This window comes from Halomonas sp. IOP_31 (assembly GCF_021151495.1).
GTDB lineage: Bacteria > Pseudomonadota > Gammaproteobacteria > Pseudomonadales > Halomonadaceae > Modicisalibacter > Modicisalibacter zincidurans.
In genome coordinates this window covers 44,846-64,504 of sequence record NZ_JAIRBP010000018.1, presented here as the reverse complement: position 1 = coordinate 64,504, position 19,659 = coordinate 44,846, and the positions used below count along the sequence as shown (strand labels likewise).

Genomic DNA, 19,659 nt, shown 5'->3' with positions numbered 1-19,659 from the left:
ATCTCGGTACTTGATACGGTAAGGTGGCTCAGCCGTTCTTCGCGAACCGCCGTGGTACGGAACCGTATGCCCGGTGGTGTGGGAGGGCTCCGGGGGTGACCCCGGACCCTACCCGATTACAGAAGCTATCCGAGGCCAGCATGCTGCAACAAATCCGGGACCGTTCCCAGAGTATGGCCGCCAAGGTCATCGTCGGGGCGGTCATCGTCACCCTCGCGCTATTTGGCATCGAATCGCTCGTCGGGCTCTTCTCGCAGAGCAATGATAGCGTTGCCGAGGTCAACGGCGAGCCCATCTCGCCCCAGGCCGTCGAGATGCAGGTCCAGCGGGCCATCCGTTCCGGTCAGGTTCCTCCCGGCCAGGAGCGCCAGTTGCGCAATCAGGTCATCGACCAGCTGATCACGCAGCAGTTGCTGGATCAGTATGCTGAGCGGGGCGGGTTGTATATATCCGACGCTCAAGTCGATCGGACAATCGTCAATCGGCCCGAGTTTCAGGATCAGGACGGTAACTTTTCAGCCGATATCTTCCGTAACCGGTTGAACAGCGCGGGCTATACGCCACAGTCCTTTCGCCAGCAGCTGCAGCAGGACCTGCTCCGTCAGCAGATACAGCAAGGCCTGACGGTCAGTGAGTTCATGCTGCCCAGCGAGCGCGATCGGCTAGGCACGCTGCGCAATCAACAACGCAGCTTTCGCTATCACACGCTGAGTCGCGATGATCTGAGCACTCCCGTCAGCGTGGACGAGCAGGCCATACAAGCCTATTACGACCAATACCGGAACCAGTTTCAGCGCCCTGAACAGGTCAAGCTGAATTATGTGATCCTCGATCAGGCGGCGCTTGCCGCGGATGTCGAGGTCAGTGACCAGGCGCTGCGCTCGGCCTATGCTGAACGCAAGGCACAAGCGCCGCGACGCATTTCCCATATCATGGTCAGCTTCGGTGAACAGCGTACGAAAGCACAAGCCCGTCAGCGCTTGCAGCAGGTGCGCGAGCGGTTGCAGGCCGGGGAGAGCTTCGCCCAGTTGGCTAATGAATATTCCGATGACACCACAACCTCGGGCAAGGGTGGTGCGCTGGGCGTCATCAATCGTGGCTTCTTCGGTGAGGAGTTCGAGAACGCGGCATTCTCGCTCGAGCAGGGCCAGGTCTCCGACATCGTCGAGACCGACAATGGTCTGCACCTGCTCAAGGCGACCGGGATCGAGCTGCCCGCATTCGATGAGATGCGCGATGAACTGCGTAAGCAGGTGGCTATGGCAAAAGCCCAGGCCCGATTCAACGAACTGGCTCAGCGACTGATCGACGAGAGTTTCGCCGCCGAAGATCTTGCCAGTGTCGCCGACGATCTGGGGCTCGAATTGCAATCCAGCGATTGGGTATCACGTGGTGACGTCAGCGGCGTGCTGGCAGAACCCGGGGTCATGGACGCTGCGTTCCAGCCCGACGTGCTCGAGGAGGGGTACAATAGCGACGTCATCGAGCTCGACGATCAGCGACGCATGGTTCTGCGTGTGGCGGATCATCGCGAAGCGACCACGCTGCCGCTCGAGGATGTCCGTGCTCAGGTCCGAGCGCGGGTCGAGGCCGAGGCGGTTCAGCAGGCGCTCAGCGAACGTGCGGCGGAGCTGGCCGCTGCGCTCAAGGCCGGTCGCCAGCCGGCGATCGACTGGCAGGTCGTCGAATCGGTCACCCGCCGCTCCGTCGACGCTAGCGTTCCGGATGCTGTCGTGACTCAGGCATTCCGCCTGCCCCGGCCGTCATCGTCAGAAGAAGCGACGTACGGCAAGGCCGATACCCAGCAAGGAGTGGCCCTGATTGCCCTGGATTCGGTGAGCGCCGGCGAAGCTGCCGGCGATGGTTCCACCGACAGGGATGTAGTGCTGGCCGAGCGGTTGCGTGTTCAGGCGGCCATTCAAGGGCTGTTGCAGTCACTGCGTGACGAAGCGGAGATACAACGGCAGTAGCGATGGCCTGGATCGCTAGCAGGGCGCGGCTTCGGCCGCGCCTTTTCGATGAATCATCAGCGCTGATGCATCATGCGCCGGGCTTGATGCGGCTTGATAACGTTCAGGCATGATTTATACCGTTATATAGATCAGCAACTCTTTACGTTGAAAGCGTTCATGTTGCAGCTTCCAAGGCGGCGATACGGGCAAGTGCGCTCGCTCTATTGCTGCCGCAGAGCTCGGGATCGTAGTCGAAGCGCCGACAGACCGCCGGTCGCCGCGGATCGTTGAAAAGCCGGCAGAGGTTGTCGTCGTCAAGCTGCACGCAGCGTACCCCCGCCGGTTTGCCACAGGGCATGCCGGGGATCGCCGAACTGATCGATGGGGCGATGCAACAGGCACCGCACCCCGCTCGGCATCCGTCGGCGCTGCCATGGGATATCTGGGCGGCAGGATCACTCATCGGCGTTCAATCACTGATTGCCAGGCGTGGCTTTCTGCCAGGCGCGCATTTCCAATATGGCTTCAGCGCGGGCTCCCTTGCCGATGCCCTCGAAGGCCTGAACACGGACATGGCTGAGCGGAGCATCTTGATGTGAGACCTGGGCAACCAGCCAAGTGGCGATCTGTTCCACGGTGGTCGCCGTGGGCAACAGTTCGCAGCGCTCCCGAGGCAGGGTCAGACGGAATTCTCCCTGGCTGGCCCGGTAGCCTAGCGTCAGGCTGGCTGAGGTCTGGTCGATGATATCCTCGACATCTACCAGATAGCGCGCATCGAGGCGCTCGGCCCAACGCTGCTCGAGCGAAGGCTGACGCCTGCCATCACACCAGATCAGCAGTCGCGAGCGATGGCCATGAGCGATGCGCTGACAGTTGCCGGCATGTCTTTTGAGGCCATGGCTATAGCCATAGGCCGCACCTTCGATGGCTTCCTCCCTGAATTGCAGGCGCACCGATTCGATACGCTGGGGTGGGCGCCGGGAGAGCTGCTCTCCGTAATGAACTGCCATGCGCTCGGCGCTAATGGCCGGCCAGGGCAGCAATGTGAAGGCCCTGCGGGGGCCACGTACTTCCATTGCGTAAGGTTGCGTCGTGCGAATGATGCAATCCTCGCCCCGGGTCGTGATCGATACGCCTGGCGCTTGAGTAGGCACCAGCAGGGTATGGTCGGGACCACTGTCCAGACTCTTCTTGATCCAGGGCTTCACCTCGCCGAAGTCGAACAGCATGCCATCTTCGCCCAGGTGCCCGTCGAGTTCGACATCGACGGCCCAGCTGGCACCGCTGAGGCCTTTCTGGGGACACCAGAAGGCGACATCGAGCTGACTGATGTCGTTGACGAAAAGCGTCATCATTCGATTCCAAGCGTTTTATGGATCTGCAGCGAGAGTCGCCATTGTGGATTAGCCAGGCAGTAGGCGAGAGCCGCATCGAGTGGAGTTGTCGGTTGTCCGCAAGACGCGATGCCCGTGGTATCCATTGGCTGCAGGAAAAAGTGGCTGAAGTCGAGGCTCGCGAAGCGCGAGGGCGGGGCGTCGTGCTGCGGATAGACCAGCTTCAATTCATCGCCGTTCTCGATGGCCAGCGTCGTCGTGCCCTTGGGGCTGACGCACAGCCAGTCGATGCCGGGTGGTGCCGGCAACGTGCCGTTGGTTTCGACGGCGACTTCGAAGCCACGCGCCTGCATGGCCTCGATGAGCGGAGTATCGAGTTGCAGCAGTGGCTCGCCGCCGGTAAACACCACATAGGGCGTGGCTGCCGTCGGCAGGTGTGGCCATAACGCAGCGAGGTGCGCGGCAAGTGTGTCGGTATCGGCGAAGCGCCCGCCATTCTTGCCATTGCTGCCGACAAAGTCCGTATCGCAAAAGCGGCAGGCGCTGTGCTGTCTGTCGCTTTCCCGGCCCGACCACAGGTTGCAGCCGGTAAATCGACAGAACACGCTGGCACGGCCGGTACGTGCACCCTCGCCCTGCAGCGTGTAGAAGGCTTCCTTGATGTGATACATCGTCAGGGCTCCACCGTTGCGGTGCGATAGGCCAGCGGATCGGCAAGACCCAGCTCGGCGAAGGCCGCCAAGCGCTCGCGGCAACTGCCGCACTCGCCGCATGCCAGCTCACCACCCTGATAGCAGGTCCAGGTCTGGGCGTAATCGAGTCCCATGCGCAGGCCATCGGCGAGGATGTCGCCCTTGCTGGCGTGCAGATAAGGAGCCTCGATGCGTACGGCATTGAAATTGGCGACGGCCGAGGCGGCATTCATGCGCTTGACGAACTCGGGACGACAATCTGGATAGAGCACGTGATCGCCGCCGTGGGCCCCGTAAAAACACGCATCGGCATCGATGTTGACGGCATGAGCGATAGCCAGCGACAGCAGAATCATGTTGCGGTTGGGTACCACGGTGGCCGCCACGCTGTCGGCATCGTAGTCGCCTGCGGGCAGTGGGCGAGTGGCGTCGGTGAGCGCCGAGTTGTCGATCAGCGAATGAATCGCCCGGATATCGATCACCTGGTGAGCGATATTCAGGCGCTGGCAGACCCGGCGGGCGATAGCGAGTTCCTTGACATGGCGTTGACCATAATCGAAGGACAGGGCGTGTACCGAATAGCCTTGGCCAACGGCACGGTGCAGCACGGTATAGGAATCCATGCCGCCGGAATAGATGACGACAGCCTTGGCGGATGCCATCGCCGGGGAAGAATCGTTCATGGTAAAGCCTGCCGGAGAATTTGTTGGCCCGCGGTAGACGGCGTCCGGGATCCGGGTGTCCGGACGTAAGCCTCTCTTACGAGTCGCGCATTGTACCCATTACCAACAGGGGCGGACAATGCCGCACTTGGCGATTCCAGGCCACAGTGCGTACTCTTTGGCTAGGAAAAATCACAGCCCAACAAGGAAGCGCATGGCGACTATCGAACACAGTGCGGTATTGAAGGCTGCACCCGAGCGCGTCTATGCACTGCTGGAACGCATCGAAAACTTCAGTGACTATTCGGACAAGATCGAGCGGGTCGAGCCCCTCGGCAACGACTGCTACCGCTGGCACATCCACGTCATCGGGCGTGACTGGCAATTCGACGTGAAGGTCACGGAGCGCCGCCCGCCGCATACCCTGGCCTGGGAGTCCTTGGCGGGGGTGCGCAACCAGGGGCGTTACACGCTGACTCCGGTTGCAGAAGGTACAAGGGTCGAGCTCAGCGTGAGTTACGAGATAGGTAACCGGCTGCTTGCCAAGGCCGTTGACAAGGCAGCCAAGCCGCTGGTCAACCAGGTCGGTCAGCAGATACTGGCGCGGCTCGAAGCCAGACTCTAGATCTTGTCGCAGGCTGGCTTTCAAGCAAGGCTTCGGGCTGCGGCCTACTCGTGGGTCACACGATTGCGCCCGGTGCGCTTTGAAAGATACATGCGCTGATCGGCTTTATGGATCAGCTCATCGGGCGAGCTATAGCCCTCCTCCCTGAGACTGACGATGCCGACCGATGCGGTGACCTGAATCGTGATTCCCCGATGGTGAAACAAAGGGCGGCTACGTAGAGTATTGCAGATATGATCGGCATAGTCGGCGGCCTTGCGTCGATCGTAGCCTGGGAGCAAAACCATGAACTCCTCGCCACCGAAGCGGCCGAGATGAACGTCCGGGTCGCTGAGTTCGACGAGCAGGCCGGCAAAGTTCTTGAGCACCTCGTCGCCCACGGGATGACCGTGTTCGTCATTGATCTGCTTGAAGTGATCGAGATCGAGAAATACCATCGACAGCTCTTGTGACGACCGGTTGGCTTCTTCGAAATGCGTCTCGAGCAAGGACAGCAAATATTGCCGGCTGTAGAGCTGGGTCAGGGGGTCGTAGCGTAGCGCGCGATCGAGATTCCAGTTGGCGGCTTGCAGGGCCTTGAGTTCCTGGCTCTGATGATCGAGCTGGGATTGCAGATGGAGCGCACGGTCGAGGAGCAGTTGCTTCGCTTCCATCAACAGACGCGGCGAATCGAACGCGTTGGGAACATCGACCTCGAAGAGCGCGACGATGTGTGGAAGCCGGGACTGAATGCTGCTGAGCAACTCGCTCCGCTGCTTCTCGTCGCTCAACCAGGGGGCTAGCTGGGCGAGGGTGCGATGGCCATCCGATGCCAGCCAGATATCGGCGAGACGCCCCGAAAGCATGACGCAGTCGCCGGCCCCGAACGCGTCCTCGCGTACCGGCCGGTCGTGACTGCAGCGTATCCATTCGCGGCACTGTGCTGACAATCCCCAGTTGCCTGCCAGCCAGGCACCGACTTCGGCATGATCGGCGCCAAAGTGCGTGCGCTCGCGCAGGGCGATCTCATCATGATCGTCGAGCGTACCGATGAGCCTGGCATATTCGAGCGGGTCCACGGCATTGAGGGCCAGCATGCCAATATCCTGCAGCAACGCTGCCGTGAACACGGGCCCGAGTTCATTGCCCTGGCGGCGCTGCGTGGCCAGTTCCTGTGCGGCGATGGCACTGATCAACGCACGTTGCCAGAAGTGCTGTAGATCAAAGCCGGTGGATCGGGCATTGCCCTGTGATGCGGTGACCAGGCTGAAGCCCAGGGCAAGCGATACGGTGGTATCGAGTCCCAGGCGCTCGACCGCTTCACGCAGCGTATCGGCAGGCTTCGCCTGTGTGTAGTAGACGGTATTGGCCAGGGATATCAGCCGTGCCGTCAATGCCGGATCGTTCTGCAGCACGTCGAGGATCTGTTGCAAGCGGGAATCGGGATCGGCCGCGAGGACGATAACGCGCTGGATCACGGCTGGGATCGAGGGAAGCGCCGGGCAATCGAGCAAGGACTGGATGAGAGGCGATGGAATCACTGGCTTATCCCTGGCCGCGAATCACGTCCAGACCATGCGAGGCACAGGACGACGGCGATAATGGCACATGCAAGAATATGTTACTTATTCGTTTCCTATTGTAATAAATATCCCCTATTTGTTACATGAAGATCAAGCTATTAATCGGGTTCGCGCAAAGCGGCCACTCGCAGCGGCCGTACAGGCGTCAAGCCCTCGAGGCCACTCCGCCAAAGCCGCGACGCCGCGATTGGCCGTTGGGGCCGTAAAGCGCCTTGCCCGCGGCATTGTTCAGGAAATCGAGGATGCGTTGGTTCTGATTCATGCGCGAGCCGATCAACACCCCGTTCAACTGGTTGAGTTGCTTGGCGTGTAACGCTCGGCTCAGGAAGGCATGCCAGGCATCCAGGCAATGGGCATCCCGCGCGGCGGCTTCCGCGCCTTGCCGGCCCTGACCATAGCCGAGTTTTTTCAGCACGTTACGCCGCTGAGTCTCGAGCGTCTCGAGACGCTCCATGTGGTGCTGCTTCTGTTGTGCCTGGGTGCTCAGACGCTCACCATCGACTTCGCCTTGCGAAAGGCTGGCGCGTTCCGCCTCGAGCAATGCAATGAAGGCGTCGAGATGCTGTTGTTCGCGCTCGAGGTGCTGGGCCAGGCTCATGGTGTGCTCTCCGCCGGTACGTGTAGTAGCAATCAGCTGTCGGACTTGCCGAGCAGGTCGCGAACGCTATCGATCAGGCCATCGGCGATGCGCTGTGAGTCGATTTCCAGCCGGCCTTCACTGATCGCCTGGCGAATTTCGGCAACGCGTGCAGCGTCGATGTCCTGAGTCGTGTTCTGGGACGTATTGCTCAGGTGCGCGATGGCAGCCGGGCTGGCCGCCTGTGACTCGACGCCCTGCTTGGCCGGCTGAGTGGGCTTGCTATCGGTTTGCGTCGGGCGCTGCAGGGGGTGTGAGTTGTCGACTTTCACGGGGCATCCTCTTGATGATCTCGACCTTTCCCTGACTATCGGCCACACAGGGCATTAACTTTAATGACCGCCGGCAATCCCCGGCAGTTTAGTTTCCGGCAACTTCGGCGGCTAGCCTCAGAACTCGACGCTCAATCGCTTCGGGCCGATTACCCGTGCCTGAAGCAGTTCGCCGTTGGCGATGCGCAGTCTGACCTGTTCGCCCATCGCGCCGTTATCCATCGCTTGGGCCTCGCGGCGAACCTGAAAGCCCTCGCCGCGGGCAATGACGCTCACCGTCTGTCCGCGCTTGACGAGATTCTCACGACGCAACTGGTAGCTCTGCAGTGTCGTGCCCGCGCGCAAGGCCCGGGTGGCTACCAGCCCGACGGCGCCCTCGATGCGTTTGACGGCCTGTCGCGGCAGCTTTTCCAGGAAACCCTTTTCAAGCATCAGATCCTGCGACGTCAGAGTCGCACCACGCGGAACGTCCCGCGCCAGGACGACGTGTTCAATGGTCACCGAGACGTCGGCCTGAACATACCGGGTGCGACCACCTTCACCGTTGCAATCGACGCCGACCGCGACCCGTCCATATAGCCGTTGATTGTTGCGGGGCAGGAAGGGCTGGGGATTCTCGCAGGCGGGCAGGCGTGCCTGAGCGCGCTGCACGCTGACGCTGACGCTTACGCTGTCACCGAGGGGGCGGGCCTGCTCGATCAGGAAGTCACGAACGCGCTGCTCGATCAGCGCTTCTTCGCTGCTGTCGGCCAGCGCCGGGGGAGCGCCCAGCCAAATCAAGGCGGCGATAGCCAGCAGCTTGATGAAGTGGGCGCCATGATCCGGGTAGACGTTGTGGTTCTGGTTGCGCATCGATTTCTCCCCCCATGCGATGGTGACGATTCTAGTGCTGGAGGGGAATTGCCATGCGCGGAAATAATGAGCAAATCAGGGCCTGTTTCTTCCTTTGGGAAGACAGCTTGGCGTCTATTCTCCAGCCTGAACCTTATCCCAGCCGAGCCAGGGAGCAAGAAATGATCGACATGCTTGACGGAGCGCTGCGCTTCCCCCAGGAAGCTCTGAACCTGCGCGCGGAACGTCAGAAAGTGCTGGCAAGCAATATCGCCAATGCCGACACGCCCAATTATAAAGCGCGCGACTTCGATTTTTCGGCTGAATTGTCGCGTGCCATGCAGCAGGGGCGTCCGGGCGACGGCGGACTGGAACTGGCACGCACTTCAGGCCGGCACATCGCGGCCCAGGCGCCAGCCGGCACGGGCCGCGAGCTGCTTTATCGCGTACCCGACCAGCCAAGCCTCGATGGCAACACGGTCGACATGAACCGCGAGCGCGCTCAGTTTGCCGACAATGCGATTCGCTACCAGGCGGGGCTGACCATCATGAATCGCAAGATTCAGGGGTTGAAGACCGCGATGCAACCGGAGTAATTGGCATGGCCATGTTCAGTATCTTGGATATTTCAGGCTCGGCGTTGACTGCTCAATCTCAGCGCATGAACGTCACGGCGAGCAACCTGGCCAATGCCGACAGCGTTGCCGGGCCCGATGGCGAGGCCTATCGCGCCAAGCAGGTGATGTTCGAGACGCGTTCCGACGTGTCCAGCGGCATCGGCGGTGTTCGTGTCAGCGAAGTCATCGACGATCCCTCGCCGATGCGTCGCGAATATCGGCCGGCGCATCCGATGGCCGACGCGGAGGGCTACGTGACGATGCCCAACGTCGAGCCGGTCAACGAGATGGTCAACATGATTGCTGCCTCTCGTTCCTATCAAGCCAACGTCGAAGTCATGAACACCAGCAAGACGCTGATGCTCAAGACGCTGACGTTGGGCGAGAGCTAAGGGAGCGCTGAATAAATCGACGAGCGGTGTAAAGCGCAAGGCGCACGGAGCACAGGAGCCGGAGCCTATGGGTATAGGTGAGGATTCCGAGCACCGCGCAACGAAGCGATTTCCTCGCGCAGGCATTTATGCAGTGTTCCCACAGCGAACTTTTGGTAGCCATCAGGAGCCCCCATGGCCAATACCATCGATACCAGCGTACTCAACAGCCTGAACCAGACCACGGGGGGATCGGCAGGCAAGGCATCGGCGACCGGCGATCTCAGCAACAGCTTCATGACCCTGCTGGTCACCCAGCTGAAGAACCAGAATCCGATGAAGCCGATGGAAAATGCCGAGATGACCTCGCAGTTGGCGCAGATCAACACGGTCAATGGCATCCAGGACCTGAACAAGACGCTGGAAGGCATCACCAGCCAGGTCAATGCCGGGCAAAACCTGCAGGCGGCGGCGCTGATTGGCCAAGGAGTCTTGGTGCCCGGCAATCGGGTAGTGAAAGACGGTGAGGCAACCACGCCGTTCGGCGTCGAGCTGGAGGGGCCGGCCGATGACGTCGCGATCACCATCGCCAATGACTCCGGTGAAGTCGTGCGCAGCTTCAGTGCCGACGATATAGGCGCACTCGAGGCCGGTGTTCAATCCTTTACTTGGGACGGAACGCTGCAAGATGGCAGTGCTGCGCCCGATGGCCGGTATCGTGTATCCATTGCCGCCAATCAGGGTGACGAGCCGGTGAGCGTGACAGCCCTGAACTATGCCCCGGTTAACGGCGTAGTGTCGACCGAATCGGGCCCGCGTCTCGATCTCGGTGCGATCTACGGCCAGGTCGGCCTCGATGCCGTCCGCCAGATTCTTTAATGGCCGCAGTGCTGCCAGAACCAACCAAGAATCAACTAAGCAGCGGGCGACTTGGCTCGCAGGGAGACTGAAGAATGGGTTTTTCACAGGCATTGAGTGGCGTCAACGCCGCTTCGCAGCAGTTGAATGTCGTCGGCAACAACATTGCCAACTCGCAGACCACCGGTTTCAAGAGCTCATCGGTGCAATTTTCCGATGTGTTCGCCAATAGCCAGGTGGGTCTGGGTACCCGCGTGGCCGATGTCTTGCAGAATTTCAGTAACGGCAACCTGGAGACGACCGGGCGTAATCTTGACCTGGCGATCAGCGGCACCGGTTTCTATCGCTTCGAGCAGGAAGGGCAGATCGGTTATTCGCGCAATGGCCAGTTGACCATGACCGCCGAGGGCGACCTGGTGAATGCCCAGGGCGCCAAGATCATGGGCTACGGACTGGGCGGCGGCCCGTTCTCCGACGTGGTGGCCGGCGGTCAGCCGGTGGCGATGAACATCCCCGCCGATGACATGCCGGCCTCGGCGACGACCCAAGTCAGCGGCACCTACAATCTGGATGCCAGCATCGATCCTGCCGATGCCAGCATGAAGAGTTCAGTCGAGCTTTTAACGTCCAACCCCGGCGTAACGCCCGAGACGACCACCGACGTCACTTATAATTATTCGAATAGTTTCACCACCTATGATTCATTGGGAAATGCTCGTAACGCCACGGTTTACTTTGAAAAGACTGCCAACCCCAACGAGTGGAACGGCAAGGTCGCTCTCGACGGCTTCTACGATACCAGTAACGACTTCACGCTCGGCTTCGATACCAACGGTCAACTCGACTCCATTACTCAGGGTGCTGCGACAGTCGACCAGCCGCAGGTCAACTTCACGACGGCCCAATTGGGCGGCGATCCCGCGCCGCTGGCCTTTGAGCTAGACCTTCAGGGCACGACCCAGTTCGCCAACGACTCGACCCAGAACTCGCTGGCTCAGGATGGCTATACCTCCGGCACCCTGGTGGGAATCTCCATTGCCAATGACGGCACCATCATGCGCAATTTCACCAACGAGAAATCGGTGGCCGCCGGTCAGATTGCCCTGGTCAACTTCCGCAACCCTGAAGGCCTCAAGTCTGCGGGCGACAATATGTGGGCGGCGACCGCCGAGTCCGGCGCCGAGGTGGTGGGTACGGCGGGCGTGGGCCAGTTCGGCTCCATCGAATCTGGCACGCTGGAAGCCTCCAACGTCGATCTGACCAAGGAACTGGTCGACCTGATCATCGCTCAGCGCAACTACCAGGCCAACACCAACTCGATCCGCACCCAGTCCGAGGTGATGGACCAGATTGCCCAGCTGCGTTAATGCCGAACTGATGCCGGGGCTGTATGCCTCGGCATCGTGATGCGTCACGTCGAGAGACAAACATCATGGATCGCATTCTTTATACCGCCATGAGCGGCGCCAGGCAGAGCATGGACCAGCAGGCGGTGGTCAACAACAACCTGGCCAATGTTGCCACGCCGGGCTTTCGTGCCGAGCTCAGCGCCATGCGCGCAGTTCCGGTCCAGGGCGATGGGCTGGCGACCCGCACATCTGTCATGGCCTCCACCCCGGGCAGCGATTTCAGCCCCGGGCCGCTGTCGACGACCGGGCGAGAGCTCGACGTGGCGATCGATGGCGACGGCATGCTGGCCGTGCAGACCGCCGACGGCGAAGCCTACACCCGGCGTGGCGACCTGCAGGTCGATGCCAATGGCGTGGTCAACGTCATGGGGCGTCCGGTGATGGGCGATGGCGGGCCGATCATCGTGCCGCTGGGCGCGGAGGTCAGCATCGGCGCCGACGGTACCCTGAGCGCCGTGGTTCCCGGGGGCGCACCGAATACCCGTGGCCCGGTAGGCCAGCTCAAGCTGGTCGATCCCGAGCCGGGTTCGCTGGTCCGTGGCGGGGATGGCCTGTTCCGTCCGCAAGGCGGTGGCCAGCTTCAGGCCGACGATGCGATCAGAGTGGTCAGCGGGGCGCTGGAAGGCAGCAACGTGAGCGCCACCGAGGCGATGGTCGCGATGATCGACGGCGCACGCCGCTACGACATGCAGATGAAGACCATCGAGAGCGCCGACGAGAACGCCCAGCGCGCCAACAGCCTGCTGTCCGTTACCAGCTAGCGTTAACCCTTCGAGGTATTGAATCATGATTCGTTCATTGTGGACTGCCAAGACTGGGCTGGAAGCTCAGCAGGTGCAGATGGATGTCATCGCCAACAACCTGGCGAACGTCAGCACCAACGGCTTCAAGCGCTCGCGGGCGGTGTTCGAGGACCTGCTCTACCAGAACCTGCGCCAGCCCGGCGCGCAATCGAATGTCCAGGACAACCTGCCGTCGGGCATGCAGATCGGCAGCGGTGTACGTCCGGTCGCCACCGAGCGCCTGCATACCCAGGGCAACCTGGAAAACACCGAGAATTCGCGCGATCTGGCGATCAGCGGCAAGGGTTTCTTCCAGGTGACGCGTGCCGATGGCAGCACGGCCTATACCCGTGATGGCAGTTTCCAGGTCAATCAGAATGGTCAATTGGTGACCGCCAGCGGTTACCCCATCGAGCCGGCCGTTTTCATTCCCGAGAATGCGCTGTCGGTTTCCGTTGGTCGCGACGGCATCGTCTCGGTGACCCAGCCGGGCAGCGCGCAGTCCAACCAGGTCGGGCAGTTGACCCTGGCGACCTTCAGCAACCCCACGGGGCTGGAGAGCATCGGTGAAAACCTCTACCTCGAGACGACCGCCTCCGGTCCGCGCAACGACAACGTTCCCGGGCTGAATGGTGCCGGTACGCTGTATCAGGGTTACGTCGAGACCTCCAACGTCAACGTGGTCGAAGAGATGGTCGGGATGATCCAGACCCAGCGTGCCTACGAGATCAACAGCAAGGCCGTCAAGACTTCCGACGAGATGCTGGCGCGTCTGGCTCAGCTGTGATCGATGATTGCCACATGAATACTGGCCCGATGCGGGAGGTGGGGAAACGCATGCCGAACCGTGTGCTGCGGAGCTTGTGGGTGGGGATCGTGATGCTGGTCGTAGGCGGTTGCGCGCAGTTGCCGCGCCCGTCGGTGGTCGGCGAACAGGAAAAGGTGGTGATCAACGAGCCGCCGCCGCCGATTCCCAATGGCTCGATCTTCCAGCCGGCCACCGGCTATCAGCCGTTGTTCGAGGATCGCCGTCCGCGCAACATCGGCGATATCCTGACTATCGTCCTCGACGAGGATGTCAGCGCCAGCAAGAACTCCTCGGCCAACGCCGGCCGCGATGGCAGCGCGAGCCTGGAGCTCGCTCAGTTGCCCGATGCGCTCGACCAGCTGGCCGAATACGGTTTCGATGTGTCCGGCAAAAACGACTTTTCCGGCAGCGGCGGTGCGGCCGCCAACAACAGTTTTACCGGCACGATCACCGTCACGGTCATCGACGTGCTCTATAACGGCAACCTGAAGGTGCGTGGCGAGAAACAGATCGCCATCAATCAGGGCACCGAGTTCATTCGTTTCTCGGGGGTCGTCAATCCGCGCACGATCAGCGGCCGCAATACCGTCGTCTCGACCGAAGTCGCGGATGCGCGCATCGAGTACGTGGGCGACGGTTATATCAACGAGGCGCAGACCATGGGCTGGCTGCAGCGCTTCTTCCTCAATGTGTCGCCGTTTTGATGTTATATCGCAGGCATCAAGGGTTGATGATCATGTCTATTCACCGCTTCCTTTCATTCTCTCAGCCGGGCTTTCGCTGGCTGGCCGGCTTGTGCCTGCTGGTTGCGCTGACGATGCCGGCACAGGCCGAGCGTATTCGCGACCTCGCTTCCTTCGCCGGGGTCCGTGACAACGCCCTGGTGGGCTATGGCCTGGTGGTCGGTCTGGATGGTTCGGGCGACCAGACCACCCAGGCGCCGTTCACCACCCAGAGCCTGACCAACATGCTTTCCCAGTTGGGCATCAGCGTGCCGGCCGGGACCAACATGCAGCTCAAGAACGTGGCGGCGGTCATGATCACCGCCCAGTTGCCGCCGTTTGCCCGTCAGGGCCAAGAGATCGATGTCGTCGTTTCCTCGGTGGGCAACGCGCGCAGCCTGCGCGGCGGCACCTTGCTGATGGCGCCACTCAAAGGGGCCGACGGCAACGTCTACGCCATGGCTCAGGGCAACGTCTTCGTCGGCGGCGCCGGCGCGCAGGCGGGCGGCAGCAGCGTGTCCATCAATCAGCAGGCCGGCGGCAGCATCAGTGGCGGGGCCACCGTCGAGCGCGAGGTGCCGCTGCAGCTCGGCGCCAACGGTATCCTGGACCTGCAGCTAAACGAATACAGTTTCGACAACGCCCAGCGCGCCGTGACGGCAATCAATCAGGAATTCGGCGCACCGGTAGCCGCGGCGCTCGACGGACGGGTGATCCGTTTAAAGGCCCCCATGGACAGCAACAATCGTGTGCGTTTCATGGCCCGGGTACAGAACATCGACCTGGCGTTGGGGATGGAGCCGGCCCGGGTGATCATCAATTCGCGTACCGGATCGGTGGTATTGACCAGCACCGTGACGCTGCGCCAGGCGGCTGTGGCGTATGGCAATCTGTCGATCACCATCGACAACAATCCGCAGGTCAGCCAGCCGAATCCGCTGTCGCAGGGACAGACGGTAGTGGTGCCCAATGCCGAAGTGTCGGTGTCACAGGAAGGCGGCGCGTTGCAGATGCTCGATACCAGTGCCGATCTGGCCAAGGTGGTCAGTGCGCTCAATGCGCTGGGTGCAACGCCGCAGGATCTGATGTCGATCCTCCAGGCCCTCAAGGCCTCGGGCTCGCTGCGTGCGGAACTGGAGATCATCTGATGTCGATGAATAGTACCGGCGGCCAGTTCGCACTCGACATGCAGGGGTTGCAGCGACTCAAGCAGACGGCCAGCAACCGGCCCGAGGAGGGTGTACGCGAGGCTGCCAAGCAGTTCGAGGCGGTCTTTCTCAAGATGATGCTCAAGAGCATGCGCGACGCGAGCCCTCAATCCGGATTGCTGGACAGTCAGCAGACGCGCTTTTATACGGAGATGCTCGATCAGCAGTGGTCGCAGCACTTGTCGGGGCAAGGCATCGGACTCGCCGAACAATTGGTGCAGCAACTCGAGGATCGTGGCCTGGTGCCCAAGGCCGACAGCGTCAGTGAGTCGCTGATCGCCGGGATACCACGGGGCGCGCCGCGAGTATTGCATGGCGGTCTGCAGGGCGGCGATCTGCCGACTGCTTCTCGGGCTGGCGAGGCGCTAACCGAGGAATCACCGACGCGGTTCCTCGATGCGCTGGAGCTGAAGCCGGCGGGGAGCGGCTATGAATCGACTGCTGGCGGTGCATCGGCGGCCATTGACGCTAGCGGCCGCGAGCGCCCGGCGCACGTCGCCGAGTTCCTGCGCGAGCTCCGCGGCCCGGCGCAGGCGGCCAGCCGCACCACCGGCGTGCCAGCCGAGCTGATTCTGGCACAGGCCGCGCTGGAAACCGGCTGGGGGCGCAATGAAATACCCACCGCGGATGGCAACAACAGCTACAACCTGTTCGGCATCAAGACGGGCAGTCAATGGCAGGGCGAGACCACCGACATCACCACCACCGAATATGTCGACGGGCGGGCGGTCAAGATCGTCGATCGCTTCCGCGTCTATGACGATTTCGAGGCGGCATTCACCGACTACGCCCGGTTGATCGGCGACAACCCGCGCTACGCCGGGGTGGTCACTGCCAGCAATGCCGACGCTGCGGCGCGCGCCTTGCAGGCGGGCGGTTATGCCACCGATCCGGCCTATGCCGACAAGCTGATCGCGATCATGGATACGCTGGGCTTGCGCGGGACGGATGAACCGCAACAGGCTGCGAATGCGTCGAGGCCGGCCAGCGACGCCCGCGCCAAGCTCGATGCCTACGCCATCGACCGGTTGCCGACGCAAATTTTCTGAGTCGTCCAGAAAATGGTGGCCGGCTTCAAGTTTCATGAGCGCCGGCCGATAAATCGGGTAATTGCAAGCTCCTAGATCGGGATGGACCCATGAGCCTCTTCTCCACTGGCCTTAGCGGCCTCAGCGCTGCCCAGGTTGCCCTGCAGACGACCAGCACCAACATCAGCAACGTCTATACGCCGGGCTACAACCGCCAGATCACCCAGCTGGGTGAAACCAGCCCCAGTGGCGGCGGCGTCCAGGTCAACGACATCGAGCGCCAGTTCAACCAGTACATCGCTTCGCAGCTCAACGAATCGAGCAGTCGCTCGAGCGCGCTGCAGGCCTACGATACCCAGGTCAGCCAGCTCGACAATCTGCTTGCCGATGGCGAGGCCGGGCTCGCACCGCTGATGCAGAGCTTCTTCTCGTCGCTCGAGGACCTTTCCGGGGCGCCTTCCGACCCGGCGGCACGCCAGGGGCTGATCGGCAGCGCGGATACGCTGACCGCCCAGTTCCGGGCTTTCGACAGCTATCTCGACGACATGCAGTCGGGTATCAACGGCCAGGTACGCGACGAAGTCACTCAGATCAACAACACCACCGAGCAGTTGGCCAAGCTCAATCGGCAGATCTCGCTGACCCAGGCCAAGACCGGCGAGGTGCCCAACAATCTGCTCAACCAGCGCGATAATCTGGTCGCCGGGTTGAGTGAGCGCATCGATGTCAAGCTGTCGATCCAGGATGGCGGCACCTACAACCTGACCATGGCCAATGGCCAACCGCTGGTCGCCGGCAACAACAGCTATTCGCTGGAGGCGGTCCCGTCGTCATCCGATCCCACGCGGACCGTGGTTGCCTACAACGATCCCGGCGGCAGCACGATCGAGCTGGCCGAGTCGACTTTCGAGGGCGGCACGCTGGGCGGCTTGATGACCTTCCGCAGCGAAACGCTGGACAAGACCCAGAATCAGGTCGGCCAGATGGCGCTGGCATTGGCCGAAGGCTTCAACGAGCAACATCGCGCCGGTCAGGATCTGAATGGCGCCCAGGGCCAGGACTTCTTCGCCATCGGTTCACCGAGTGTCTTTTCCAATGAGAGGAACGCCAGTGGCGCGAGTTTCAGTGCCGAATTCAGCGCTTTCTCGGCGGTGACGACCAGCGATTATCAGATCAAGTACGAGAGTGGCGATTTCGTCGTTTCCCGGGCCGGGAGCAAGACGCCGCTGGACCCGCAGCCGACGGCCGGAACCGATGCCGGCAGCAACACGACGCTGTCGTTTGACGGCATGACCCTGACCCTCGATGAGTCCTCGGGCGCCATCGCCGAAGGCGATACGTTCCTGATTCAGCCGACCAGGAACCTGGCCGGACAGCTTGAAAACGTCATTGACGATACTTCCAAGATTGCCGCCAGCGCCCATGTCCAGGTGACGCCGTCGCTCAAGGCGGGAAGTACACTGGCGGCCAGCAGCGTGACGATCGAGGATGGTTTTACGCTGCCCACCACGAGTATCCAGATGGATATTTCCATCAGCGCTGCCGATGCCGCCAATGACGCATTCACGCTGAGCCCCAATGCGCCTGCCGGCAGCCAAGTCCTGGTCAATGGCGAGGTTCCGGCAGATCCGTCGAGCGTCAAGCTGTCCGCGGGCGATACGCTGTCCATCGACGGGATCAGCATGACGTTCAGCGGAAAGCCCGTCGATGGGGACACGCTGACCTTGTCGTCGGATCCCGCCAGCGGCGACAACCGCAATGCCCTGGCGTTGCAGAGTCTGCAGCAGGGCGGGCTCGTCGAAGGCAAGGCGAGCTTGAGCGAGGCCTATGCGTCGCTGGTCAGCGACGTGGGCAACCGGACCAACGTCGTCCAGGCGAATCTGAGCGCGCAGTCGGTGCTGACCGAGCAGCTGACGGCCGTGCAGCAGTCCGAGTCGGGGGTCAATCTCGACGAGGAGGCCGCCAACCTGATCCGCTTCCAGCAGTTCTATCAGGCCAACGCCAAGGTCATCCAGACAGGCAGCACGTTACTCGACACCATCCTGGGCATTCGTTGATCCCGGTTACTTAGATTATTGAGGTTTCGTCATGCGCATCAGTACCGTGACCATGTTTGAATCCAGCCTGTCGTCGATGAATCGCCAGCAGAGCGCCTTTCTCGATGTCGGCCAGCAGCTGGCGACCGGGCGCCGCGTCGTCAACCCGTCCGACGACCCGCAAGCGGCCTCGCGCGCGGTCAGCGTCTCGCAGTCGATGGCGGTATCGCAGCAATACGCCGATGCCCGCGTTACGGCGCGCAATGCGCTATCGCAGGAAGAGAGCGTACTCAATAGCGTCAGCGACGCGATCTCCAGCGCCAAGACACTGATCGTGCAAGCCGGCAACGGTACCCTGAGCGATGCCGACCGCTCCGCGATCGGTAGCGAGCTGCGTGGCATCTACGAGAGTCTGCTGGGTCAGGCCAACACCACCAACGGCAACGGCGACTACCTGTTCGGCGGTGTCAAGGACAACGCTTCGCCGTTCGTCAAGCAGGGCGGTAGGATCGTATACCAGGGCGCCGATTCGGTGCGTGCCCAGCAGGTCGATTCGTCGCGTCAGATGCCGGTGGGCGACAGCGGCCTGGACGTCTTCTCCGGAGTCCACGCCGGATCCGATTACGTGGCCGAAGCCACGACGGCAGCGGACAGCACGTTGACCTTCACCGGGCCCAGCGTCAGGGACGCAGCGGCGGATGGCTTCGGCGCAAGCTATACGCTAACGTTCACCGATGCGACGACCTTCAGTATCACCGACGGTCTGGGCACTGCACTATTGACCGATACCTACACGGCTGGCGAGCCCATTGAATTCAATGGCATGTCCATCACGCTGGAAGGCGAGCCGAAGCAGGATGATGCCATCGAGATGACCAAGGGCCAGGATCAGAGCGTCTTTGCAACACTGGAAAGTGCCCTGGCCGCCCTGGAGTCGCCTGCCGATACCTCGGCCAAGCAGGCGGATCTCAGCAACACGCTGTCATCGGTCAGTCGCCAGCTCGACAACAGCCTCGACAACGTACTCACCGTGCGGGCCTCGGTCGGTGCGCGACTCAACGAACTGGACGTGCTGGACACCGTGGGCGGCAACCGCAGCTTGAACTACGAATCGACCCTGTCCGAGCTGGTCGATCTGGATTACGCCAGTGCGATTTCCGACTACACGCTACGCCAGGTAGGCCTGCAGGCCTCGCAGAAGACCTTCGTCGACATGCGTGGCATGAGCCTGTTCGAGATGCTTTGAACCGTGA

General features: G+C 61.7%; 21 protein-coding genes. 13 read left to right on the top strand and 8 right to left on the bottom strand.

All coding sequences use genetic code 11. The annotated features are described in order from the left end of the window. Positions 1 to 140: 140 nt before the first annotated feature. On the top strand, positions 141 to 1,970 hold the full coding sequence (locus K7I12_RS10890; protein WP_031383760.1) for a SurA N-terminal domain-containing protein: 1,830 nt from the start codon (positions 141 to 143) through the stop codon (positions 1,968 to 1,970). A gap of 157 nt (positions 1,971 to 2,127) precedes the next feature. Here the strand turns inward: K7I12_RS10890 and K7I12_RS10885 are convergent, their stop codons facing one another. Genes K7I12_RS10885 through queC form a run of 4 tightly spaced genes read right to left on the bottom strand, consistent with a single transcriptional unit; the run spans position 2,128 to position 4,661 of the window. Continuing rightward, a complete protein-coding gene (locus K7I12_RS10885; protein WP_084173449.1) occupies positions 2,128 to 2,415 on the bottom strand; it encodes a YkgJ family cysteine cluster protein in 288 nt (95 codons plus the stop codon). Between the two features lie 10 nt (positions 2,416 to 2,425). Next, the gene (locus tag K7I12_RS10880) at positions 2,426 to 3,304 is read right to left on the bottom strand and encodes a 6-carboxytetrahydropterin synthase (RefSeq protein ID WP_231664132.1); all 879 of its coding nucleotides are present in this window, start codon (positions 3,302 to 3,304) and stop codon (positions 2,426 to 2,428) included. Further along, positions 3,304 to 3,957 (bottom strand): 7-carboxy-7-deazaguanine synthase, encoded by a 654-nt coding sequence (gene queE, locus K7I12_RS10875; RefSeq protein ID WP_031383758.1) that lies wholly within the window; start codon positions 3,955 to 3,957, stop codon positions 3,304 to 3,306. Before queE ends, K7I12_RS10880 begins: the two co-directional genes overlap by 1 nt. Positions 3,958 to 3,959: 2 nt before the next feature. Further along, entirely contained in the window at positions 3,960 to 4,661 is a 702-nt protein-coding gene (gene queC / locus K7I12_RS10870; protein ID WP_031383757.1) for a 7-cyano-7-deazaguanine synthase QueC, read from the bottom strand. Between the two features lie 193 nt (positions 4,662 to 4,854). On the opposite strand from queC, the gene K7I12_RS10865 reads away from it, so the two are divergent. Continuing rightward, the gene (locus K7I12_RS10865) at positions 4,855 to 5,265 is read left to right on the top strand and encodes an SRPBCC family protein (RefSeq protein ID WP_031383756.1); all 411 of its coding nucleotides are present in this window, start codon (positions 4,855 to 4,857) and stop codon (positions 5,263 to 5,265) included. 44 nt (positions 5,266 to 5,309) lie between these two features. Here K7I12_RS10865 and K7I12_RS10860 read toward each other — a convergent pair whose 3' ends face one another. From K7I12_RS10860 to flgA, 4 genes are all read right to left on the bottom strand, one after another. Then, positions 5,310 to 6,785 (bottom strand): GGDEF domain-containing protein, encoded by a 1,476-nt coding sequence (locus tag K7I12_RS10860; protein WP_331460588.1) that lies wholly within the window; start codon positions 6,783 to 6,785, stop codon positions 5,310 to 5,312. Positions 6,786 to 6,972: 187 nt separating this feature from the next. Continuing rightward, positions 6,973 to 7,425 (bottom strand): flagella synthesis protein FlgN, encoded by a 453-nt coding sequence (locus K7I12_RS10855; protein ID WP_231664129.1) that lies wholly within the window; start codon positions 7,423 to 7,425, stop codon positions 6,973 to 6,975. A gap of 32 nt (positions 7,426 to 7,457) precedes the next feature. Beyond that, a complete protein-coding gene (flgM, locus tag K7I12_RS10850) occupies positions 7,458 to 7,736 on the bottom strand; it encodes a flagellar biosynthesis anti-sigma factor FlgM (protein ID WP_231664128.1) in 279 nt (92 codons plus the stop codon). 117 nt (positions 7,737 to 7,853) lie between these two features. Continuing rightward, positions 7,854 to 8,588, bottom strand: coding sequence for a flagellar basal body P-ring formation chaperone FlgA (flgA, locus tag K7I12_RS10845; protein ID WP_231664127.1), 735 nt, complete (start codon positions 8,586 to 8,588; stop codon positions 7,854 to 7,856). A 161-nt stretch (positions 8,589 to 8,749) separates the two neighbouring features. Here flgA and flgB point away from each other — a divergent pair, with 161 nt between their 5' ends. The 11 genes from flgB to flgL all read left to right on the top strand — a co-directional run bounded on the left by flgB (position 8,750) and on the right by flgL (position 19,652). Next, positions 8,750 to 9,163: a flagellar basal body rod protein FlgB gene (gene flgB / locus K7I12_RS10840; protein ID WP_031383751.1), complete on the top strand. Its 414-nt coding sequence runs from the start codon at positions 8,750 to 8,752 to the stop codon at positions 9,161 to 9,163. A gap of 5 nt (positions 9,164 to 9,168) precedes the next feature. Beyond that, positions 9,169 to 9,576 (top strand): flagellar basal body rod protein FlgC, encoded by a 408-nt coding sequence (gene flgC, locus K7I12_RS10835; protein WP_031383750.1) that lies wholly within the window; start codon positions 9,169 to 9,171, stop codon positions 9,574 to 9,576. 174 nt (positions 9,577 to 9,750) lie between these two features. After that, a complete protein-coding gene (gene flgD / locus K7I12_RS10830; protein ID WP_031383749.1) occupies positions 9,751 to 10,434 on the top strand; it encodes a flagellar hook assembly protein FlgD in 684 nt (227 codons plus the stop codon). Between the two features lie 74 nt (positions 10,435 to 10,508). Then, positions 10,509 to 11,780 carry a flagellar hook protein FlgE gene (flgE, locus tag K7I12_RS10825; RefSeq protein ID WP_031383748.1) on the top strand — a complete coding sequence of 424 codons (1,272 nt, stop codon included), beginning with the start codon at positions 10,509 to 10,511 and terminating at the stop codon, positions 11,778 to 11,780. 65 nt (positions 11,781 to 11,845) lie between these two features. Then, entirely contained in the window at positions 11,846 to 12,583 is a 738-nt protein-coding gene (gene flgF / locus K7I12_RS10820; RefSeq protein WP_031383747.1) for a flagellar basal-body rod protein FlgF, read from the top strand. 25 nt (positions 12,584 to 12,608) lie between these two features. Then, positions 12,609 to 13,391 carry a flagellar basal-body rod protein FlgG gene (gene flgG, locus K7I12_RS10815; protein WP_031383746.1) on the top strand — a complete coding sequence of 261 codons (783 nt, stop codon included), beginning with the start codon at positions 12,609 to 12,611 and terminating at the stop codon, positions 13,389 to 13,391. 50 nt (positions 13,392 to 13,441) lie between these two features. Beyond that, positions 13,442 to 14,116: a flagellar basal body L-ring protein FlgH gene (locus K7I12_RS10810; RefSeq protein ID WP_231664126.1), complete on the top strand. Its 675-nt coding sequence runs from the start codon at positions 13,442 to 13,444 to the stop codon at positions 14,114 to 14,116. 113 nt (positions 14,117 to 14,229) lie between these two features. Then, complete coding sequence (locus K7I12_RS10805) at positions 14,230 to 15,282, top strand: flagellar basal body P-ring protein FlgI (protein ID WP_231664133.1); 1,053 nt, start codon at positions 14,230 to 14,232, stop codon at positions 15,280 to 15,282. Continuing rightward, positions 15,282 to 16,391, top strand: coding sequence for a flagellar assembly peptidoglycan hydrolase FlgJ (flgJ, locus tag K7I12_RS10800; protein ID WP_231664125.1), 1,110 nt, complete (start codon positions 15,282 to 15,284; stop codon positions 16,389 to 16,391). The genes K7I12_RS10805 and flgJ overlap by 1 nt, the downstream gene beginning before the upstream one ends. An 89-nt stretch (positions 16,392 to 16,480) precedes the next feature. Further along, positions 16,481 to 18,427 (top strand): flagellar hook-associated protein FlgK, encoded by a 1,947-nt coding sequence (gene flgK / locus K7I12_RS10795; protein WP_031383742.1) that lies wholly within the window; start codon positions 16,481 to 16,483, stop codon positions 18,425 to 18,427. A gap of 31 nt (positions 18,428 to 18,458) precedes the next feature. Continuing rightward, positions 18,459 to 19,652, top strand: coding sequence for a flagellar hook-associated protein FlgL (flgL, locus tag K7I12_RS10790; RefSeq protein WP_031383741.1), 1,194 nt, complete (start codon positions 18,459 to 18,461; stop codon positions 19,650 to 19,652). Positions 19,653 to 19,659 lie beyond the last annotated feature (7 nt).